General features: G+C 70.1%; 15 protein-coding genes and 2 pseudogenes. 4 read left to right on the top strand and 13 right to left on the bottom strand.

Annotation, left to right across the window (positions count from 1 at the left end; genetic code table 11):
- Nucleotides 1–49: 49 nt before the first annotated feature.
- The 9 genes from ACFU8Q_RS29255 to ACFU8Q_RS29215 all read right to left on the bottom strand — a co-directional run bounded on the left by ACFU8Q_RS29255 (nt 50) and on the right by ACFU8Q_RS29215 (nt 7,172).
- Nucleotides 50–1,300: a hypothetical protein gene (locus ACFU8Q_RS29255; RefSeq protein WP_384459207.1), complete on the bottom strand. Its 1,251-nt coding sequence runs from the start codon at nt 1,298–1,300 to the stop codon at nt 50–52.
- Nucleotides 1,301–1,310: 10 nt separating this feature from the next.
- Nucleotides 1,311–2,009 (bottom strand): hypothetical protein, encoded by a 699-nt coding sequence (locus tag ACFU8Q_RS29250; protein ID WP_384459204.1) that lies wholly within the window; start codon nt 2,007–2,009, stop codon nt 1,311–1,313.
- A 31-nt stretch (nt 2,010–2,040) separates the two neighbouring features.
- Nucleotides 2,041–2,337: a hypothetical protein gene (locus ACFU8Q_RS29245; RefSeq protein WP_384459200.1), complete on the bottom strand. Its 297-nt coding sequence runs from the start codon at nt 2,335–2,337 to the stop codon at nt 2,041–2,043.
- Nucleotides 2,338–2,403: 66 nt separating this feature from the next.
- Entirely contained in the window at nt 2,404–2,703 is a 300-nt protein-coding gene (locus ACFU8Q_RS29240) for a WXG100 family type VII secretion target (RefSeq protein WP_384459197.1), read from the bottom strand.
- 711 nt (nt 2,704–3,414) lie between these two features.
- Nucleotides 3,415–3,834, bottom strand: coding sequence for a molybdopterin-binding protein (locus tag ACFU8Q_RS29235; protein WP_384459194.1), 420 nt, complete (start codon nt 3,832–3,834; stop codon nt 3,415–3,417).
- Between the two features lie 167 nt (nt 3,835–4,001).
- Nucleotides 4,002–5,078 carry an ABC transporter ATP-binding protein gene (locus ACFU8Q_RS29230; RefSeq protein WP_384459191.1) on the bottom strand — a complete coding sequence of 359 codons (1,077 nt, stop codon included), beginning with the start codon at nt 5,076–5,078 and terminating at the stop codon, nt 4,002–4,004.
- Complete coding sequence (gene modB, locus ACFU8Q_RS29225; protein WP_384459187.1) at nt 5,075–5,935, bottom strand: molybdate ABC transporter permease subunit; 861 nt, start codon at nt 5,933–5,935, stop codon at nt 5,075–5,077. Before modB ends, ACFU8Q_RS29230 begins: the two co-directional genes overlap by 4 nt.
- Entirely contained in the window at nt 5,932–6,753 is an 822-nt protein-coding gene (gene modA / locus ACFU8Q_RS29220; protein ID WP_384459184.1) for a molybdate ABC transporter substrate-binding protein, read from the bottom strand. Before modA ends, modB begins: the two co-directional genes overlap by 4 nt.
- A gap of 32 nt (nt 6,754–6,785) precedes the next feature.
- Nucleotides 6,786–7,172 carry a molybdopterin-binding protein gene (locus tag ACFU8Q_RS29215; protein ID WP_384459181.1) on the bottom strand — a complete coding sequence of 129 codons (387 nt, stop codon included), beginning with the start codon at nt 7,170–7,172 and terminating at the stop codon, nt 6,786–6,788.
- A 138-nt stretch (nt 7,173–7,310) separates the two neighbouring features.
- On the opposite strand from ACFU8Q_RS29215, the gene ACFU8Q_RS29210 reads away from it, so the two are divergent.
- Nucleotides 7,311–7,781, top strand: coding sequence for a molybdopterin-dependent oxidoreductase (locus tag ACFU8Q_RS29210; protein WP_384459178.1), 471 nt, complete (start codon nt 7,311–7,313; stop codon nt 7,779–7,781).
- A 44-nt stretch (nt 7,782–7,825) separates the two neighbouring features.
- Nucleotides 7,826–7,918 (top strand): annotated as a pseudogene (locus tag ACFU8Q_RS29205) (aminopeptidase); the annotation flags it as partial.
- Here ACFU8Q_RS29205 and ACFU8Q_RS29200 read toward each other — a convergent pair.
- Both ACFU8Q_RS29200 and ACFU8Q_RS29195 read right to left on the bottom strand, forming a co-directional pair.
- Nucleotides 7,894–10,623, bottom strand: a complete 2,730-nt coding sequence (locus ACFU8Q_RS29200) for a molybdopterin-dependent oxidoreductase (RefSeq protein WP_384459175.1) — start codon at nt 10,621–10,623, stop codon at nt 7,894–7,896. The pseudogene ACFU8Q_RS29205 and the gene ACFU8Q_RS29200 overlap by 25 nt on opposite strands.
- On the bottom strand, nt 10,620–11,441 hold the full coding sequence (locus ACFU8Q_RS29195) for an FAD binding domain-containing protein (protein ID WP_384459173.1): 822 nt from the start codon (nt 11,439–11,441) through the stop codon (nt 10,620–10,622). The genes ACFU8Q_RS29200 and ACFU8Q_RS29195 overlap by 4 nt, the downstream gene beginning before the upstream one ends.
- Nucleotides 11,442–11,663: 222 nt before the next feature.
- On the opposite strand from ACFU8Q_RS29195, the gene ACFU8Q_RS29190 reads away from it, so the two are divergent.
- Nucleotides 11,664–13,226, top strand: a complete 1,563-nt coding sequence (locus tag ACFU8Q_RS29190; protein WP_384459170.1) for a PucR family transcriptional regulator — start codon at nt 11,664–11,666, stop codon at nt 13,224–13,226.
- Here the strand turns inward: ACFU8Q_RS29190 and ACFU8Q_RS29185 are convergent.
- Both ACFU8Q_RS29185 and ACFU8Q_RS29180 read right to left on the bottom strand, forming a co-directional pair.
- Nucleotides 13,180–13,413, bottom strand: a complete 234-nt coding sequence (locus ACFU8Q_RS29185; protein ID WP_384459167.1) for a TOBE domain-containing protein — start codon at nt 13,411–13,413, stop codon at nt 13,180–13,182. The genes ACFU8Q_RS29190 and ACFU8Q_RS29185 overlap by 47 nt on opposite strands.
- Nucleotides 13,414–13,641: 228 nt before the next feature.
- Nucleotides 13,642–14,037 (bottom strand): molybdopterin-binding protein, encoded by a 396-nt coding sequence (locus ACFU8Q_RS29180; RefSeq protein ID WP_384459164.1) that lies wholly within the window; start codon nt 14,035–14,037, stop codon nt 13,642–13,644.
- 238 nt (nt 14,038–14,275) lie between these two features.
- On the opposite strand from ACFU8Q_RS29180, the pseudogene ACFU8Q_RS29175 reads away from it, so the two are divergent.
- Nucleotides 14,276–14,641, top strand: a pseudogene (locus ACFU8Q_RS29175) (aminotransferase class I/II-fold pyridoxal phosphate-dependent enzyme); the annotation flags it as partial.
- Nucleotides 14,642–14,823 lie beyond the last annotated feature (182 nt).

Here is a 14,823-nt window from a genome sequence, read left to right as displayed (position 1 = left end):
GGCGACGGCCGGGGCGGGAGCCCTCACGCATGACGGGACGCGGCCCGGATCAGGTCGATCCCTCCACATAGCTGGGGTCGTGCTTGATCGTGCCCGTCGTCCCGTTGGGCACGGCGCCGTTGATCGCCCAGCCGAAGCCGGCCACTCCGATGAGGTTCGAGCTCTGGTCGATCCACCCCGCCGTCTTCGTCCAGATGTTGGTGATGTCCGGCAGCTGCTTCAGGATGTCCGGTGTCTTCCACACGCCACCGGGGATGTTCTTCAGCAGGTTCGCCACCAGGTCGCCCGGGTTCTTGAACCCGGTGAACGCCTTGATGGTGGGGACCACGCTCTTGATGTTGATCTGGATCGCCTTGAGGTCGCTCGTGACGGTCTTGAGTGTGTTCGCGATCCCGCCCAGATTGGCGATCTTGATCAGGCCGATACCGCCGAGCACCAGCCCCAGGCCGCTGAGGACCATGTCGAGCACATCCCACTCACCCGACTGAATACTGTCGACGATGTTCATGATGAAGGGGATGGCAGCGGTGACCAGACTGGCGATCGTGAGGACGAGCCCCAGGCCCTGCAATCCGGGGATGAGCATGGCGATGATGCCCAGGGCGGCGCTGATGAAGCCGAGCACCTTCTTGAAGATGTCCTTGATCTTCTCCCACAGGCTCTTGCCCGGGACCGCCTCGCTCGTCGCTTCGTCCAGGGCGCGGGCCGCCGTCGAGGCGTCCGTCTCGCGCAGCTCCCGAGCGTCCTCGGCGAGCATGCGGGCGGCGTCGAGATCCCGCTGGGCGCTGTCGGCGTCCCCCTGCGCCGCGGACTGGTCGCTGCGGGCATCCTCCATGGCCCGCCGCGCACTTCGCCGGGCCGCCTCGTCGTCCGGCGGGGGCGGGTCCGCCGCGTCCAGGCCGCTGATCACGGACCCCGCCGCGGCGGCGGCATCAGTGGCCCGCTGCAGCCGCTCCTTGGCGTCCCGTCCGTCGACCAGGGCGTTGTCGGCCTTGCGCTGATGGTCCCCCAGCTGGTCGGCGTAGGTGTCCAGCGCGCGGGCCGCCTTGTCGTACGAACTGTGCAGCTTCTCCACCTGATTGGCCAGGTCCCCGAGCTTGTGCCGGAGTTTCTCCATGGCCTTGCCCTCGCCGAGCTGGCTGTTCTTCAGGCCGCTGACGATGGGGAGCGCCTGGTCCGCGTCGTCGGCGACGGACCGGTACTGGCCCGCGAGCTTCCCGAGCATCTCCGCATCGCCCGGCGTCGGGTCGTCCGAGAACCCGAAGACCGTCTCCCAGTCGGACACCGCTGGCCGCGCCATTGCCGCGCCCTCACTTTCCGTTCTCGTCCGTGCCCTGCGGGCTCTGTGCGGCCGGCACAGCCGTGCCCTTGCTCTCGACTTCCACGAAGCGCAGCGTCCCCGCGATGGCGTCGAACACCTCGAAGAACTGGTCCTTGAGCTCCACATTGGGCGTGGAGCTGGAGACCAGCAGGTATTCCCGGCGGTTCGGGATCGGGAACAGCGTGTGCAGCAGCGCCGTACGCACCGGCGTGCCCTTGTAGTCGATGTCCTCGATCGAGGCGATCCGCCCGACCGGTCCGACGTCCGGAAGCTCCAGCAGATCCACCTCGCGCGGCGGGTACCCGCTGCTCTGCGGGTCCCCGGCCTGCATGCTCGCCCCGAACAGCACCTCGGCCAGATCGGCCGACTGGTCCTCCGGCACGGGCATCCGCAGCACGACGGACGTGGCGCTGAGCATCGCGTCCCCGCCGGGGAACCTGACCATCCCCGCCGCCTGGAGCGCCCCCCGGGCGTAGGCCTCGCGGGCGGTCCGGCGGGTGTCGCGGATCAGGCCGTCGAGCCGCTCGCGGGACAGCTGCGGAACCCCCTTCGCCTGCTGCTCGATACGGCGGCGGATGGACGCGTCCCGGGTGCTCGGGTCGAGGTCCAGATACCACCAGGAGCCGGGGTAGCGCAGCTTGTAGTGCGCGGGCGCCCCCGTAGCCCGGTCCGTGACCGGATGCGTCATGACGCAGGTCCTTTCTGCCAGCAGGCTCTCGTCAGGTCTTCTTGGAGTCGTCCAGCGCCTTGCCGGTCTCGTCGTCCGTCTGGGTGAAGGCGTCGGAGATCTTCTTCGTGTTCTCGGAGAAGACCTTCACGTTGTCCTGCACCTTCTCGTGGCCCCTGCCCCATGCGTGGTCGAAGTCGGCGAGGGAGTCGGCGAGCTTCGAATCGCCCACATCGGCCTTCGATCCGACGTCGCTGAGCCGCGCGGTGTTGTTGATCCGCTCCCCGATGTCCTCAAGTGACCTGACCGTCTCGTTCAGGTCATCAATGGGGACGCTGATGCGGGTCATCGGTTCCTCCTCTCCGGCCGCCGTCCGGTCCCACCGCAGAAGGGCGGGACCGGACACAAGGGCACGTCAGCCGATGGAGCCGGACGTCTGGTCGTCGGTGTCGACGAACGCGTCGGCGACCTGCTTGATGAACTCGCTGACGCCCTGCAGGCCCTCGATCGCCTTATCGGTGCCGTTCTTGTACTCCTCCCAGAACGGACGGAACTTGGTCTCGGAGCCCGGCGTCGAGTAGGCCGCCTCGACCATCTCGTCCATCTTGGTGTTGGCCTCGTGGAGGCTCTGCTGCATCAGTTCCTTCTGGTTCTGCAGCCAGATCGACGCCTCCCGCATCTCTTCCGGGCTGATCTTGATTTTGCCGCCGTCCATGCCGGTTCCTTCTCTCGTTTCGAGTCACCGCGGTCGCTGAGCCGCGCACACCGGGCTGTACGGGGCACCCGGCGGGGCGGTTCATGCCTGTTGCGGAACAGTGACGAAAGTGGCGGCCCACGCCCTGATCAGGCCTGCGACCAGGCCCCCATGGCCCGCAACAGCCCATCACGGGCCTCGGTGTGACGCTCGCTCACCGAACCGCACGGCAGCGCTGCACGAAGAGATACGCGGCCCCGGAGATGGCGGCGCCGGGCACGGGTACGGCGCCGCACACCGGGCCGACGCCACAGGGCCGGTCGGTGCGGTGCGGGCGGCGGCCTGCCGGTTGCCGGACGCCAAAGAGGCTCACCCTCATGTCCCGTGACAGTTCGTTTCCCGCGGTGGGCCAACGCGCGGCTCGCCACCCGAGGAGACGGGCGGCGAGCCTGCGTACCGGTGTGCCGTGCGGCCGGGACGGCACGTGCATGGCTCACCGCCGCCACGTCACCTGCCAGATGCGTGAGGACCTGACGCCTGGCCTCCCCTGTGCAGGGAAACGGCGCCGGATGCTCGACTGGCGAGGTGTCACACGGCACTCGTCGCCGTACTCGACGACCGGCCGCAGGCGCGGCTGACCGCTCCCCCGGTGCCGGCCCGCTTCACGCGTCCTTTCCATGCAGCGTAAGGGAGGGCGTCGGGCCGATCAGTGCCTGGGGCTCCGGTGCCGTCTCACACAGTCGCGAGCGAGACCTCGGTCGACTTCATCAGCGCTACCACGGGAGAGCCGGCCTCCAGGCCGAGCTCGGTGACCGCGTCCTTGGTGATCGCGGCGGTCAGCTGGCCGCCGTCGACCGTGATCTTGACGGAGGCCATGGCGCCGCCCGTGGCGACGGCGGCGACCGTGCCGGGCAATTGGTTGCGGATGGACAGGCCCGTCACCGGGCCGGTGGCCAGCGAGACCTCGGTCGACTTCACCAGTGCGCGGACGGCGGAGCCCTCGGCGAGACCGAGTTCCTTGACGGCCTCCAGTGTGATGGCCGCGGTGAGATCCTGGCCGCCGTCGAGGCGGACCTTGACCGTCGCCATCACCTCGCCCGCTGAGATGGAGGTGACGGTGCCGGCGATCTGGTTGCGGATGCTCAGGCTCATGGCGGAACACCTCACGAAGACAAGGGTCGTTTTGTCATGCTTCGGTCCTGCTGTGGCCCCACCGTAGCCGGGGTCGGGCGGGCCGGCGTTGGACCCATCGCATCTGCGATGGATGAGAAAGGTGATGCCTCGCAGGTCGTGGACGCTCTCCGGTTCTCTGCGCGTTCTCAGACGGGGTACGCGTGGGTCTGCGTCGCCTTCGCTGTCGCCCAGACCTCCGCACCCGGGTGCAGGTCGAGCTCGGCAGCGGCGACCGTGGTGAGATCGGCGGCGAGGGAGAGATCGCCGGTGAGGGCGGCGCGGATCCGGTCGCCGTGGGTCTCCAGGCCGGCGACCTCGCAGTGCCAGAGGTTGCGGGCGCTGGAGCCGGTGGGCAGGCTTCGGTGGAGGGTGATGGCGCTCGGGGGGAACGCCACGAAGACCGGTCCGGACAGGGCCTCCGCGGTGGTGATGGCGGGGCCGGTTTCGAGGCGGACTGTGTGGCCGTCCGCGTGACCTCGGTAGAGGTTGAGGCCGACGAGCTGCGCGATGTAGTCCGTACGGGGGTGACGGGCGATGTCGGACGGGCTGCCCTCCTGGACGACTTCGCCGTGCTCGACGACGACCAGGCGGTCGGCGAGGACCATGGCGTCGAGCGGGTCGTGCGTGACGAGTACGGCGACCGCTTCGAACTCGGCCAGGTGGCGCCGGAGTTGGGTACGGACCTCCAGGCGGGTACGGGCGTCGAGGGCGGCGAGGGGCTCGTCGAGGAGGAGCAGACGTGGGCGGGTGGCGAGGGCGCGGGCGAGGGCGACGCGCTGCGCCTGGCCGCCGGAGAGCCGCCGAGGCTTGGCGCCGGTGTGATCCGTGAGGCCCAGGCGGTCGAGCCATTCGGCGGCCTGCGCACGCGCCTCCGCCTTGGTCGCCCCGTGGCAGCGCGGCCCGAACGCCACGTTGTCCAGGGCGGTCAGGTGGGGGAAGAGCAGGTAGTCCTGGAAGACGACGCCGACCGGGCGGGACTCCGGCGCCGTACGCTCCAGCGTCGCGCCGTCCAGCCGGAGGTGACCGCCGGTGAGTGGTGTCAGGCCGGCGAGCGCGCGCAGGGCCGTGGTCTTGCCGGCGCCGTTCGGGCCGAGCAGGGCGACTACCTCGCCGGGCGCGACGATCAGCGCCACGTCGAGGCGGAAGGCGCCGCGGTCCACCACGAGGCGGGCGTCGAGCCCGTCCGGGATAGTGTCGGTGCGAAGGTCGTGAGTCTCGGTCATCCGGCGGTCATCCAACGGTCGCGCAGTCCGGCCAGCACCGCGATGGACACGGCCAGCAGCACCAGGCTGAGGGCGATCGCCGCCTCCGGGTCGCTCTGCAGGGCGAGGTAGACGGCGAGGGGCATGGTCTGGGTACGGCCGGGGAAGTTGCCGGCGAAGGTGATGGTCGCGCCGAACTCGCCGAGCGCGCGGGCCCACGCCAGGACCGCACCGGCCGCGATGCCCGGCGCGATCAGCGGGAGCGTGACCCGGCGGAACGCGGTGAAGCGCGACGCACCCAGGGTGGTCGCCGCCTCCTCGTAGCGTGGGTCGGCGGCCCGCAGGGTGCCTTCGACGCTGATGACGAGGAACGGCATCGCCACGAACGCCTCCGCGACCACGACCCCCGCCGTGGTGAACGGCAATGTGATGCCGAACCAGGAGTCCAGCCACTGTCCGACGATGCCGTTGCGGCCGAGCGCCGTCAGCAGCGCCACGCCGCCCACGACCGGCGGCAGGACGAGCGGGAGCGTGACGAGAGCGCGGACGAGGCCGCGTCCGGGGAACTCGACCCGGGCCAGCAGCCAGGCCAGCGGCACCCCGATGACCAGACTCACCGCGGTCGCCGCCGTGGCGCAGACCAGGGACAGCTGGAGCGCCTGCCACACCTCGGCGCTGGTCAGCTGCTCGGGCATGCTGCGCCACGGGGCCCGTACGAGCAGGGCGATCAGCGGCACGATCAGGAACGCCAGGCCGATCAGCGCGGGCACGAACAGCGGGAGCGGAACGCCGCGACCGCCACCCGCCCGGACACGCCGACGCCGCGGCCCACCCCGGAGGGCGCCGGGCGCGGCGTCGGACTTGACGGTCGAGGTCACGGCTTCAGGAACCCGGCCCCGGTCAGGACCTTCTGGCCCTCGGCGGACTGCACCAGCGCGATGAACGCCTTGGAGGCATCGGCGTTGGGGGCGTCCTTGAGCAGGGCGATCGGGTAGTCGTTGACGGCGTTGGCCGACTCGGGGAACTCCACGCCCTCCACCTTGTCACCGGCCGCCTTCACGTCGGTCTTGTACACGACCGCCGCGTCGGCCTCCTTCAACTCGACCTTGGTCAGGGCGCTCTTGACGTCCTGCTCGTACGACACCGGAGTGAGCTTGAGACTGCTGGCGTCGAGGGCCTTCTGGGCGGCGGCACCGCACGGCACCTCCTTGTCGCAGAGCACGACCTTCAGGCTCGACCTGGTGAGGTCCTTGAGGGAGGAGATCTTGTCGGGGTTGCCCGGCAGGGTGGCGATCTCCAGCTGGTTGCGAACGAAGGTGGCGGGCGTGCCGGAGGCGTCGCCCGCGTCGGTGACGATCTTCATCGTCTTGGGGCTGGCCGCGGCGAACACGTCGGCCGGCGCGCCGCCGGTGATGCTCGCGGCGAGAGAGTCGCTGCCGCCGAAGCTGAACGTCACCTTCGTACCCGGGTGTTGCTTCTCGAACTCCTTGCCCAGGGTCGTGAAGCTCTCCTTCAGCGAGGCCGCGGCGAACACGGTCACCGTGCCGGACAGCTTGTCCGACGAGGAGGCCGAGGCGGAGGAGTCCGACTTCACCGACGAGGAATCGTCGGACGAGGAGCAGGCGCTCAGGGCCAGCAGCGCGGCGGTGCCTGCACCGGTCACCTGCAGGGTCCGGCGTGCGATACGGGTTGTCACGGGTCCACTCCCTCTGGTCCTGACGGACACATCTACGGTCTGTCGACGACCACGTCGGTCGACTTGATCACGGCAACCGCCGGAACGCCGGGCTCCAGCTTCAGTTCCTCAGCCGACTCGCGGCTGACCATCGCCACCACCCGGAACGGCCCGGCCTGGATTTCCACCTGCGCCGACACGTCTCCGAGGATCACGTCGGTGACGATGCCGGAGAAGCGGTTGCGGGCCGAGGAGCCGGTGGATTCCCGCTCCGTACGGTGCAACTGCCGGGCGTAGGCCGCGAGAGCCGGCCCGGGGATGATCCGGCGGCCGATCTCGTCGCGTTCGGCGGTGAGTTTCCCGCCGTCGACCAGACGCCTCACGGTGTCGGCGCTGACGCCGAGCAAGGTGGCCGCGTCCCCGATCCGGTAGGCGTGCATGCACTGATCATACTGCCGCAGATGCGAGGTGAAAGTCTTCTGTGGCTTCGCATGAGCCGGATCACTGATCTTCCAGGGTGGCATGTGCGTTTGTACAGGCTGGGTATCCGGGTAGGGACATTCGGGAGGTGGTAGCCCGTGAGTCAGTTCCCCGTAGTGGCGGACACAGTGGCGGAATTCGCCCTCGCCGGCGACCTGATCCGTCCGGCGCGCCTCACGGTGCCCGACCTGCTCGCCTGGCCGCAGCACGAGGCCGACGTCAGTTTCGAGTGCGCCACCAGCGGCATCCAGCACCACCGCTTCACCGGGCCGCTCCTGCACGACGTCCTGTCGTCGGCCGGTCCCGTCTTCGACCCCGTCCGCCGCAAGGACCGCCTGCGTTTCCTTATCGCGGTGTCCGGCGCGGACGGCCACCACGCTCTCCTGTCCTGGGCCGAGATCGACCCCGACTTCGGCTGCGCGCCGGTACTGCTCGCCGCCACGATCGACGGCACTCCGCTCGACCGCGCCGGAGCCCAGCTCGTCCTGCCCCAGGACCGCTGCGGGGCCCGGCACATCAGCGGCATCAACGCGATTCGCGTGGACGGTGGCTACGCCTCGTGGGCGTGACACCGGGCAGTACCCGTACGGCAACGGCGAAGAGCGACCTGTGAGCCGGGTGCCGCTGCCGCGGGATCCTGGAGATCCATCTCGTCGACCGGGAGCGGGAGTTCGGCGACTTCTACGAGGAACTGCTCACGCTCTGATCCGACAACGCCAACCACACCCGGTCGCGGGTGAGGGGAAGTCGGGTGAATCGGAGGCCCGTCGCGTCCCGGAGGGCGTTGGCGAAGGCGGGTGCCACCGGGTTGAAGGGGCTCTCGCTCATCGACTTGGCGCCGAGGGGCCCGATGGCGTCGGCCGTCTCCATGAAGTGGACCTCGGTGCGCGGGATGTCGGCGTACTGGGGGAGCCGGTATCGGCGGAAGGCGGCCGTCTCGACCTCGCCCCGCTCGTCGATACGGACGTTCTCGAAGAGGGTGGCGCCCAGCGCCTGGGCGACGCCGCCCTCGACCTGGCCGCGGCACTGCATCGGGTTCATGACCTTGCCCGCGTCGGCGGCGTGCACGCTGCGCAGGATGCGGATCTCCCCGGTGTCCGGGTCCACAGCGATCCGGAACCACTGCGCATTGAAGGCGACCGAGCGCGGGGTGCCGCCGAAGTGCCCGTCGGCGGCGACGTCGACCCCGACCGCCTGCGCGGCTGCGTACAGCTCCTTGAACGTCAGGCGTCCGCCTGGGTGGAGCACCGCTTCCTCGGTGAGCCGGCAGTCCGCGCGCGGGACGCACAGGTGCGCGGCGGAGAAGTCGAGAAGCACGTCCGCCAGGGCGCGCGAGGCGCGGAGCGTGGCCTTGCCCGCGACCACGACGCCCGTCGAGGCGAAGGCGCCCGTGTCGTGCCGTACGACGTCCGTATCGGACTGGCAGACGGTGATGCGGTCGACGGTGGTGGCGAGTTCGCCCGCTGCGATCTGGCGGTGCACGGTGGTGGTGCCATTGCCGAACTCCGCGGTTCCGACGCGCAATTCGAAGCTTCCATCGGACAGGAGGACGGCCCGTGCGTCGGCGATGTGGCCGCCGGGCGGACCGGTGGCGATCATGGCCAGGGCGGCGCCCTCGCCGACCAGCCAGCTCTCGGGGACGGGTTCGGTGGCAGGCTCCGCCTGGGCGCGGCGGACGATGGCAAGGCATTGGTCGAGGCCGTAGCTGGCGATGTACAGATCCTCTTCCTCGCCGCCCGGGGTGATCATTGCCTCGCCCGGCCCGATGATGTTCTTCGCCTTGAAGTCCAGCGGATCCATTCCGAGGTCACGGGCGAGCTCGTCGAGCGCGGACTCGACGGCGAACATCACCTGCCCGAGGCCGTAGCCCCGGAAGGCACCCGCCGGGACGGTGTGGGTGTAGACGGCATAGGCGTCGACCTTCTTGTGCGGGGCGCGGTAGACGGCGGTCGACTCACCGACACTGTGGAACATCACCGCCGGGCCGTGGTTGCCGTACGCGCCCGTGTTCGACACCACCCGCAGTTGCAGCGCGGTCAGCGTGCCGTCCCGGCGAGCGCCGGCTTTCACGCCGATGGTGAAGGGGTGCCGGGTGGTCGCGCCGTAGAACTGCTCCGCACGCGTGTACTCCAGCTTCACGGGGCTGCGCAGCCGCAGTACGGCGAGGGCGACGATGTCCTCGACGAGCATCTCCTGCTTTCCGCCGAAGCCACCGCCCACCCGGCCGGCCATGACACGGACCTTGTCGTGCGGGAGGTCGTACAGGGCGCACAGGGCGCGGCGGGTCAGGAACGGGGTCTGGGTGCTGGAGCGGACGACGAGGCGGTCGTCCTCGTCGAGCCAGGCGACGGCGCCGTGCGTCTCCAGGCTGGCGTGCTGAACGCGCTGGGTGCGGAAGGTCCCCTCGTACACGGCGTCGGCCTCGGCAAAGCCCGTTTCGACGTCGCCGATCTCACCGTGCGCCTCGCCGACGACGTTGTCGCGGGGACGCGAGATCCGGGCCGTCGAAGGGGCCTTGTCGTGCACGATCGGTGCGCCGGGCCGCATTGCCTCCTCCGGGTCGAGGACGGCAGGCAGGACTTCGTACGTCACCTCGATGCGCCGACAGCCCTCCTCGGCAGCGGCCTCGCTGTCCGCTACGACCGCCGCTATCCGCTGGCCGACGTGGCGGACGGTGTCGTCGAGGACGCGGGTGTCCTCCGGGTCCTCCTCGGGGCGTTCGTGGCGGGCGGTGGAGAAGTGCCGTTCGGGGGCGTCATGGTGGGTGAACACGGCGTGGACGCCGGGCACGCGAAGGGCCGCCGTGGTGTCGATGACGGTGATGCGGGCGTGAGCGTGGGGGGAGCGCAGCAGCTTCATGTGCAGCAGGCCGGGCACATCGATGTCGAAGGTGTAGCGGGCGGTGCCGGTGACGACGTGCGGTCCGGCCGGGGCGGGCAGGTTGCGGCCGACGGACTCGCCGGCATCGGGAGCCTCGACGTGACAGACCCCGCGCACCGCGTCCTCAATGGCCCGGTAGCCGGTGCAGCGGCACAGGTTTCCCTTGAAAGCACGGGGGAGATCGGCGAGTTGGTCCGCGTCCAGTGCCGCTGTCGTCATCAGGAACCCGGCCGTGCAGAACCCGCACTGGAAGCCCTGGGCATCGAGAAACTTCTTCTGCACGGCATGGAGTTCACCATCGGGTGAGGCCAGACCCTCAACGGTGGTGACCGTGCGGCCGTCGGCGCGGAAGGCCGGATACAGGCAGCTGTGGACCGGCTCGCCGTCCACGTGGACCGTGCAGGCTCCGCAGTCCCCGGCGTCGCAGCCCTTCTTCACGCCGAACCAGCCGCGCTCGCGCAGATATGTCCGCAGACACTGTCCCGGGCGGGGCTCCTCCTCGAAGGACCTGCCGTTGACGTCGACTTTCATCGTGCCGCCCCTCCGAGCTCCTGCCGGATCTCTTCCGCGAACCGGATCGTCATGTGCCGCCGCCACTCCGGCAGCCCGTGGATGTCGTCGAACCACTCGTCGTCGGCGACGGCGGAGTCGATCGCCGCGCGCAGTCCGTCCGAACGCGGCGGCAGCGGGAACCACAGCCGCACCGGGCGGACCGTCGAGGCCGTGACCGTGATCGCCAAGGAGCCGTCCAGGGGATCGAACGTGCCTACGGCCAACACCCCGGACCGCCCCAGCCCGTACAGCGACGCCTGCCGGAACGCCGTACGACAGGCCAGCGCACGGGCCGGCAGAGTGACGGACCGCAGCAGCTCGCCCTCGGTGAGGTCCTTGCGGCCGGCACCCGTGACGAAGCGTGTGACCCTCACGCGGCGCCGGACGCCGTCCTGGGCCAGCAGCAGGCACTCCCCGTCCAGTGAGGCCGTCAGCGAGATCATCGGACCCGCCGGGAGCGCATTGCACAGGTTCCCGCCCACCGTGGCCATGTTCCAGATCTTGAAGGAGGCCAGGAACGCTCGGCAGCATTGCTCGAACAGCGGCGCCGCCTCGACCTCCAGACCCTTCGCGAACCGGGACAGCTGGGCGATGGTGCAGGTGGCGGCGATCTCCACCGAGCCGTCCGGATGCAGCCGCACCGGGGGCCAGCCGTTCCGGCTCAGGTCCACCAGGCGCCGGAGGCGCGGCTGCGGCTCGGAGAAGAGATACGTACCTCCTCCGAGCCAGGCGTCCCCCGACCGCCAGGGCGAGGGAACCCGGGCGTCCCGTACCTCCAACACTGTGTTCAGGTCCATGACCGCCAGTGAAGCAGCGTGAACCAGCCGCGGACGACTGGTTCACGACACGGAAAAACCGACGCTTCCGGCACCCTTCTTGGTGGATCAACCAAGAGGCATACCGCGCATTTGATCTGGCACCTACGATGCGGTGAATGGCATCCACCTGGTGAATAAGAGATGCCGGATGCCGGGCCCTCCCACAGCTGGATCCGGCAGCCGTACGAGGAGCCGGAGCACATGCACGTCGAACACCTCCTGAAGGACGAGACCCTCGCCCTGCGCCTGCTGTGGGCCGAGCACGCACTGCTGGGGCGACAGATCAGCGGGGTGACCGTCACCGATCTGGAGGACCCCACCCGCTTCGTACGGCCCGGCGAGGTCGTACTCAGCGGGCTGGTGTGGTGGACGCCGGAGGGCGGCCGGGACAAGGCCGACCGGTTCGTGGCCGGGCTCAGGGACGCGGACGCGGCTGTGCTGCTGGCGGGCGAGGAGACACACGGCGCCGTCCCCCACGACCTGATCGAGGCATGCGCCCGGTACGACATTCCGCTGGCCGCCGTGCCGACCGACGTGATGTTCCGGGCTGTCACCGACACCGTCTACCTCCAGCAGTGGGGCGAACTGAGCCACCACCACGCGCTGCCGCAGAACGCACGGACACGGCTGAGCCGCCTGGTTGCCCAGGACGCCGGTCCGGACGCGATCGTCGCTGCGGCCTTCGCCCATCTCGACCGGGCGGTCATTGCCTACGTCCTCACCCCGACCGGCCGTACGGTCGCAGCCACCGAGTGCGGGGGCACGCTCTCCGCGGCGGAGGCCGCCGGCCTGCTGGCTGACGGCACCGGCGCCACGGTCCCTGTCGACGCGGACGCCGCCTCTCCGTACGAGCGTTGGTACCTGTACCTGCCCGATCCCGGCGCCGCGCCACCGCGCATGCTGCACGAGGTCGCCGCGATCCTGGGTCGCTGCCAGGAGACGTGGTCCCGCCGCAGGGCCGCCGATCACCAAGGGGCGGACGAATTGGGCGCGCTGCTTACCACCCCGGGGACGGAGCCGACCTCATTGGCGGCGGCGCTTCAGGACTGCGGGCTTCCGGTCGAAGGACCGTACCGCGTGATCACCGCTGACACCGGCACACGGCGGGCGGAGCTGGCGGAGGGAGCGTTGGCGGAGGCGGTGGCCCATACAGGGGCCCGGGCCTCAGCGGTCGGACGCCTTCCGGACGGCACCGCGTTCGCCGTCGTCCACGGCGCCGTCGATGTGAGGGAAGCGTGGCCGTTCGTCGCCGCCTGCGAACCGTCCGTACCGCTGCATGGCGGAAACGGACGATCTGCCGCCGAACCGCAGGACCTGGCCGGAGCGCTGGCCGAGGCCCGCTACGCCCTGACCTCGGCGAGGAACACCGCCCCGGACGCGTCGGTCCTCAGTGACACCACGTCCCTCTCCAGCCTCGACACGCTCCTCACCGGCGTGCCGTCCGAGGTCCGCACCGTCTACAGCCGCACCGTTCTCGGACCCCTGACCGACGCGGTGAGCCCTTCTGCAGCGCCCCTCCTGGAAACGCTGAGGACTTTTCTCGCCTGCGACGGATCATGGGCGCGTACAGCGGAAGCCCTGCACCTGCATGTCAACACCGTCCACTACCGCATCCAGCGCATCGAACACTTCACCGGCCGCGACCTGTCCCGTCTCGCCGACCGCCTCGACCTGTGGGCCGCCCTGCTCTGTCATGCGGACTCGGGCGGTCGAGCCTCTACGGGCACTCGACGCGCACGCTCGTCGACGTCACGCGCGCGGTGACCGCGAGGCCGGTTTCCTCGACCGCCTCCCGGGGCACGAGCGACACCACCCGGTGCGGTCCCGCCTGGACCTCCACCCGCGCCACCACGTCGTCCACGATCAGAGCGGTGACGATTCCGGCGAATGCGTTGAGCACCGAGGTCAGCGGCGCGTCGAGGCCGGCGGCACGCTCCTTCGCGAGCTGCACGTCGCCTTCCGCCTCGCGCCTTCTTTTCTGCGACTGCCAACATCTCGGGCTTGTCCCTGTCCGCGCAGGCCCGGTAGGTGGCGGGGACACAGGAGTCCCTGGAGTCATGGCTCGCGAGGTGTCCGATCCGCGACGAGCACCTGATCGAGGAGGGCGGTGCACCGGCGGGTACCCGGGCGCATTCGTACTCGGGCAGCGGCTGGCCCCAGGGAGGCCACCGATTCCCAGTCAGACGCGGTCGATGTGAACATTCGTCGACTTCACCCGGGCAGTGGCCTCCATCCCGACCTCCAGCCCCAGCTCTTCCACGGCCTCCCGCGTCAGCAGTGACACCAGCCGGTGCGGGCCGGCCTGGATCTCCACCTGGGCGGCGACGTCACCGAGCTTCACCGCGGTGACGATCCCGGGGAAGGCATTGCGGACCGAGGTGTACGAAGCGTCCTCCTCACCGCCACTGCCCTTGGCCAGCTCCACAGAGAAGCCGGCGAGATCCTTCCCCTCGATGAGTCGCCGCCCGCCCTCGTCCCGATGGGTGACCACCCGACCGGCGTCGGCCCAGCGCCGCGCGGTATCCGGGCTCACACCGAGGAGCCGGGCGGCCTGGCCGATTGTGTAGAACTGCATACGCGCCAAGATAGGCCCATCCACGGACGCCCATGCCCACCGCACTCGTCCGGTCGGGCTGGAAGCCGTCCCGACGAGCAGGGGTATCCGGCGGAGCCACCAGCATCACCTCCCCGCCATTGACCGGCCGGTCAGAATCCGGTGATGTATCCCGAGCGGTTGCGGCGGCAGTTCGAAGGCGTGATCCGGCGGTTCAGGACCGGCGGGCAGTGGCGGGAGATGCCGACGGAGTTCGGCCTACGCGTCCGCGGGCCCGTTCCAGTACGCGGTCGCCGAGGCGCTGCGCCTGCCCGGCAGCTACTACAACGGGCTGCGCGCCGAGCTGCGGACCAAGCGGGATCTGCTGAGCGACGGGCTCACCGAGGCCGGTTTCGAGGTCTACCGCCCGGCCGGCGCCTACTTCGTCACCACCGACATCCTCCCCCTCGGCAAGAGCGACGGCTTCGCGTTCTGCCGGTCACTGCCCGAGCGGTGCGGGGTCGTCGCCATCCCGAACGCGGTCTTCTACGACCACCGGGAGCAGGGTGCGCCGTTCGTACGGTTCGCCTTCTGCAAGCGTGACGACGTGCTGGCCGAGGCGGCGTCCCGGCTGAAGCGGCTGTAGCGGCTCCGGCGGAACGCGGTCCGGCCCGGGGCTGCGCCGGCGGGCCGCCCGGGACAACGCCAAGCTGCTCGCCCGCTACGACGCCACCACCGCCACCCACCCGAACCTCGTACACGAGGTGGTCGACAACTCGGTCGACGAGGCCCTGGCAGGGCATGCGGACACGATCGACGTCACGATCC

It is taken from the genome of Streptomyces sp. NPDC057543 (assembly GCF_042801895.1).
GTDB lineage: Bacteria > Actinomycetota > Actinomycetes > Streptomycetales > Streptomycetaceae > Streptomyces.
This window is presented reverse-complemented; position numbering and strand designations above follow the sequence as displayed.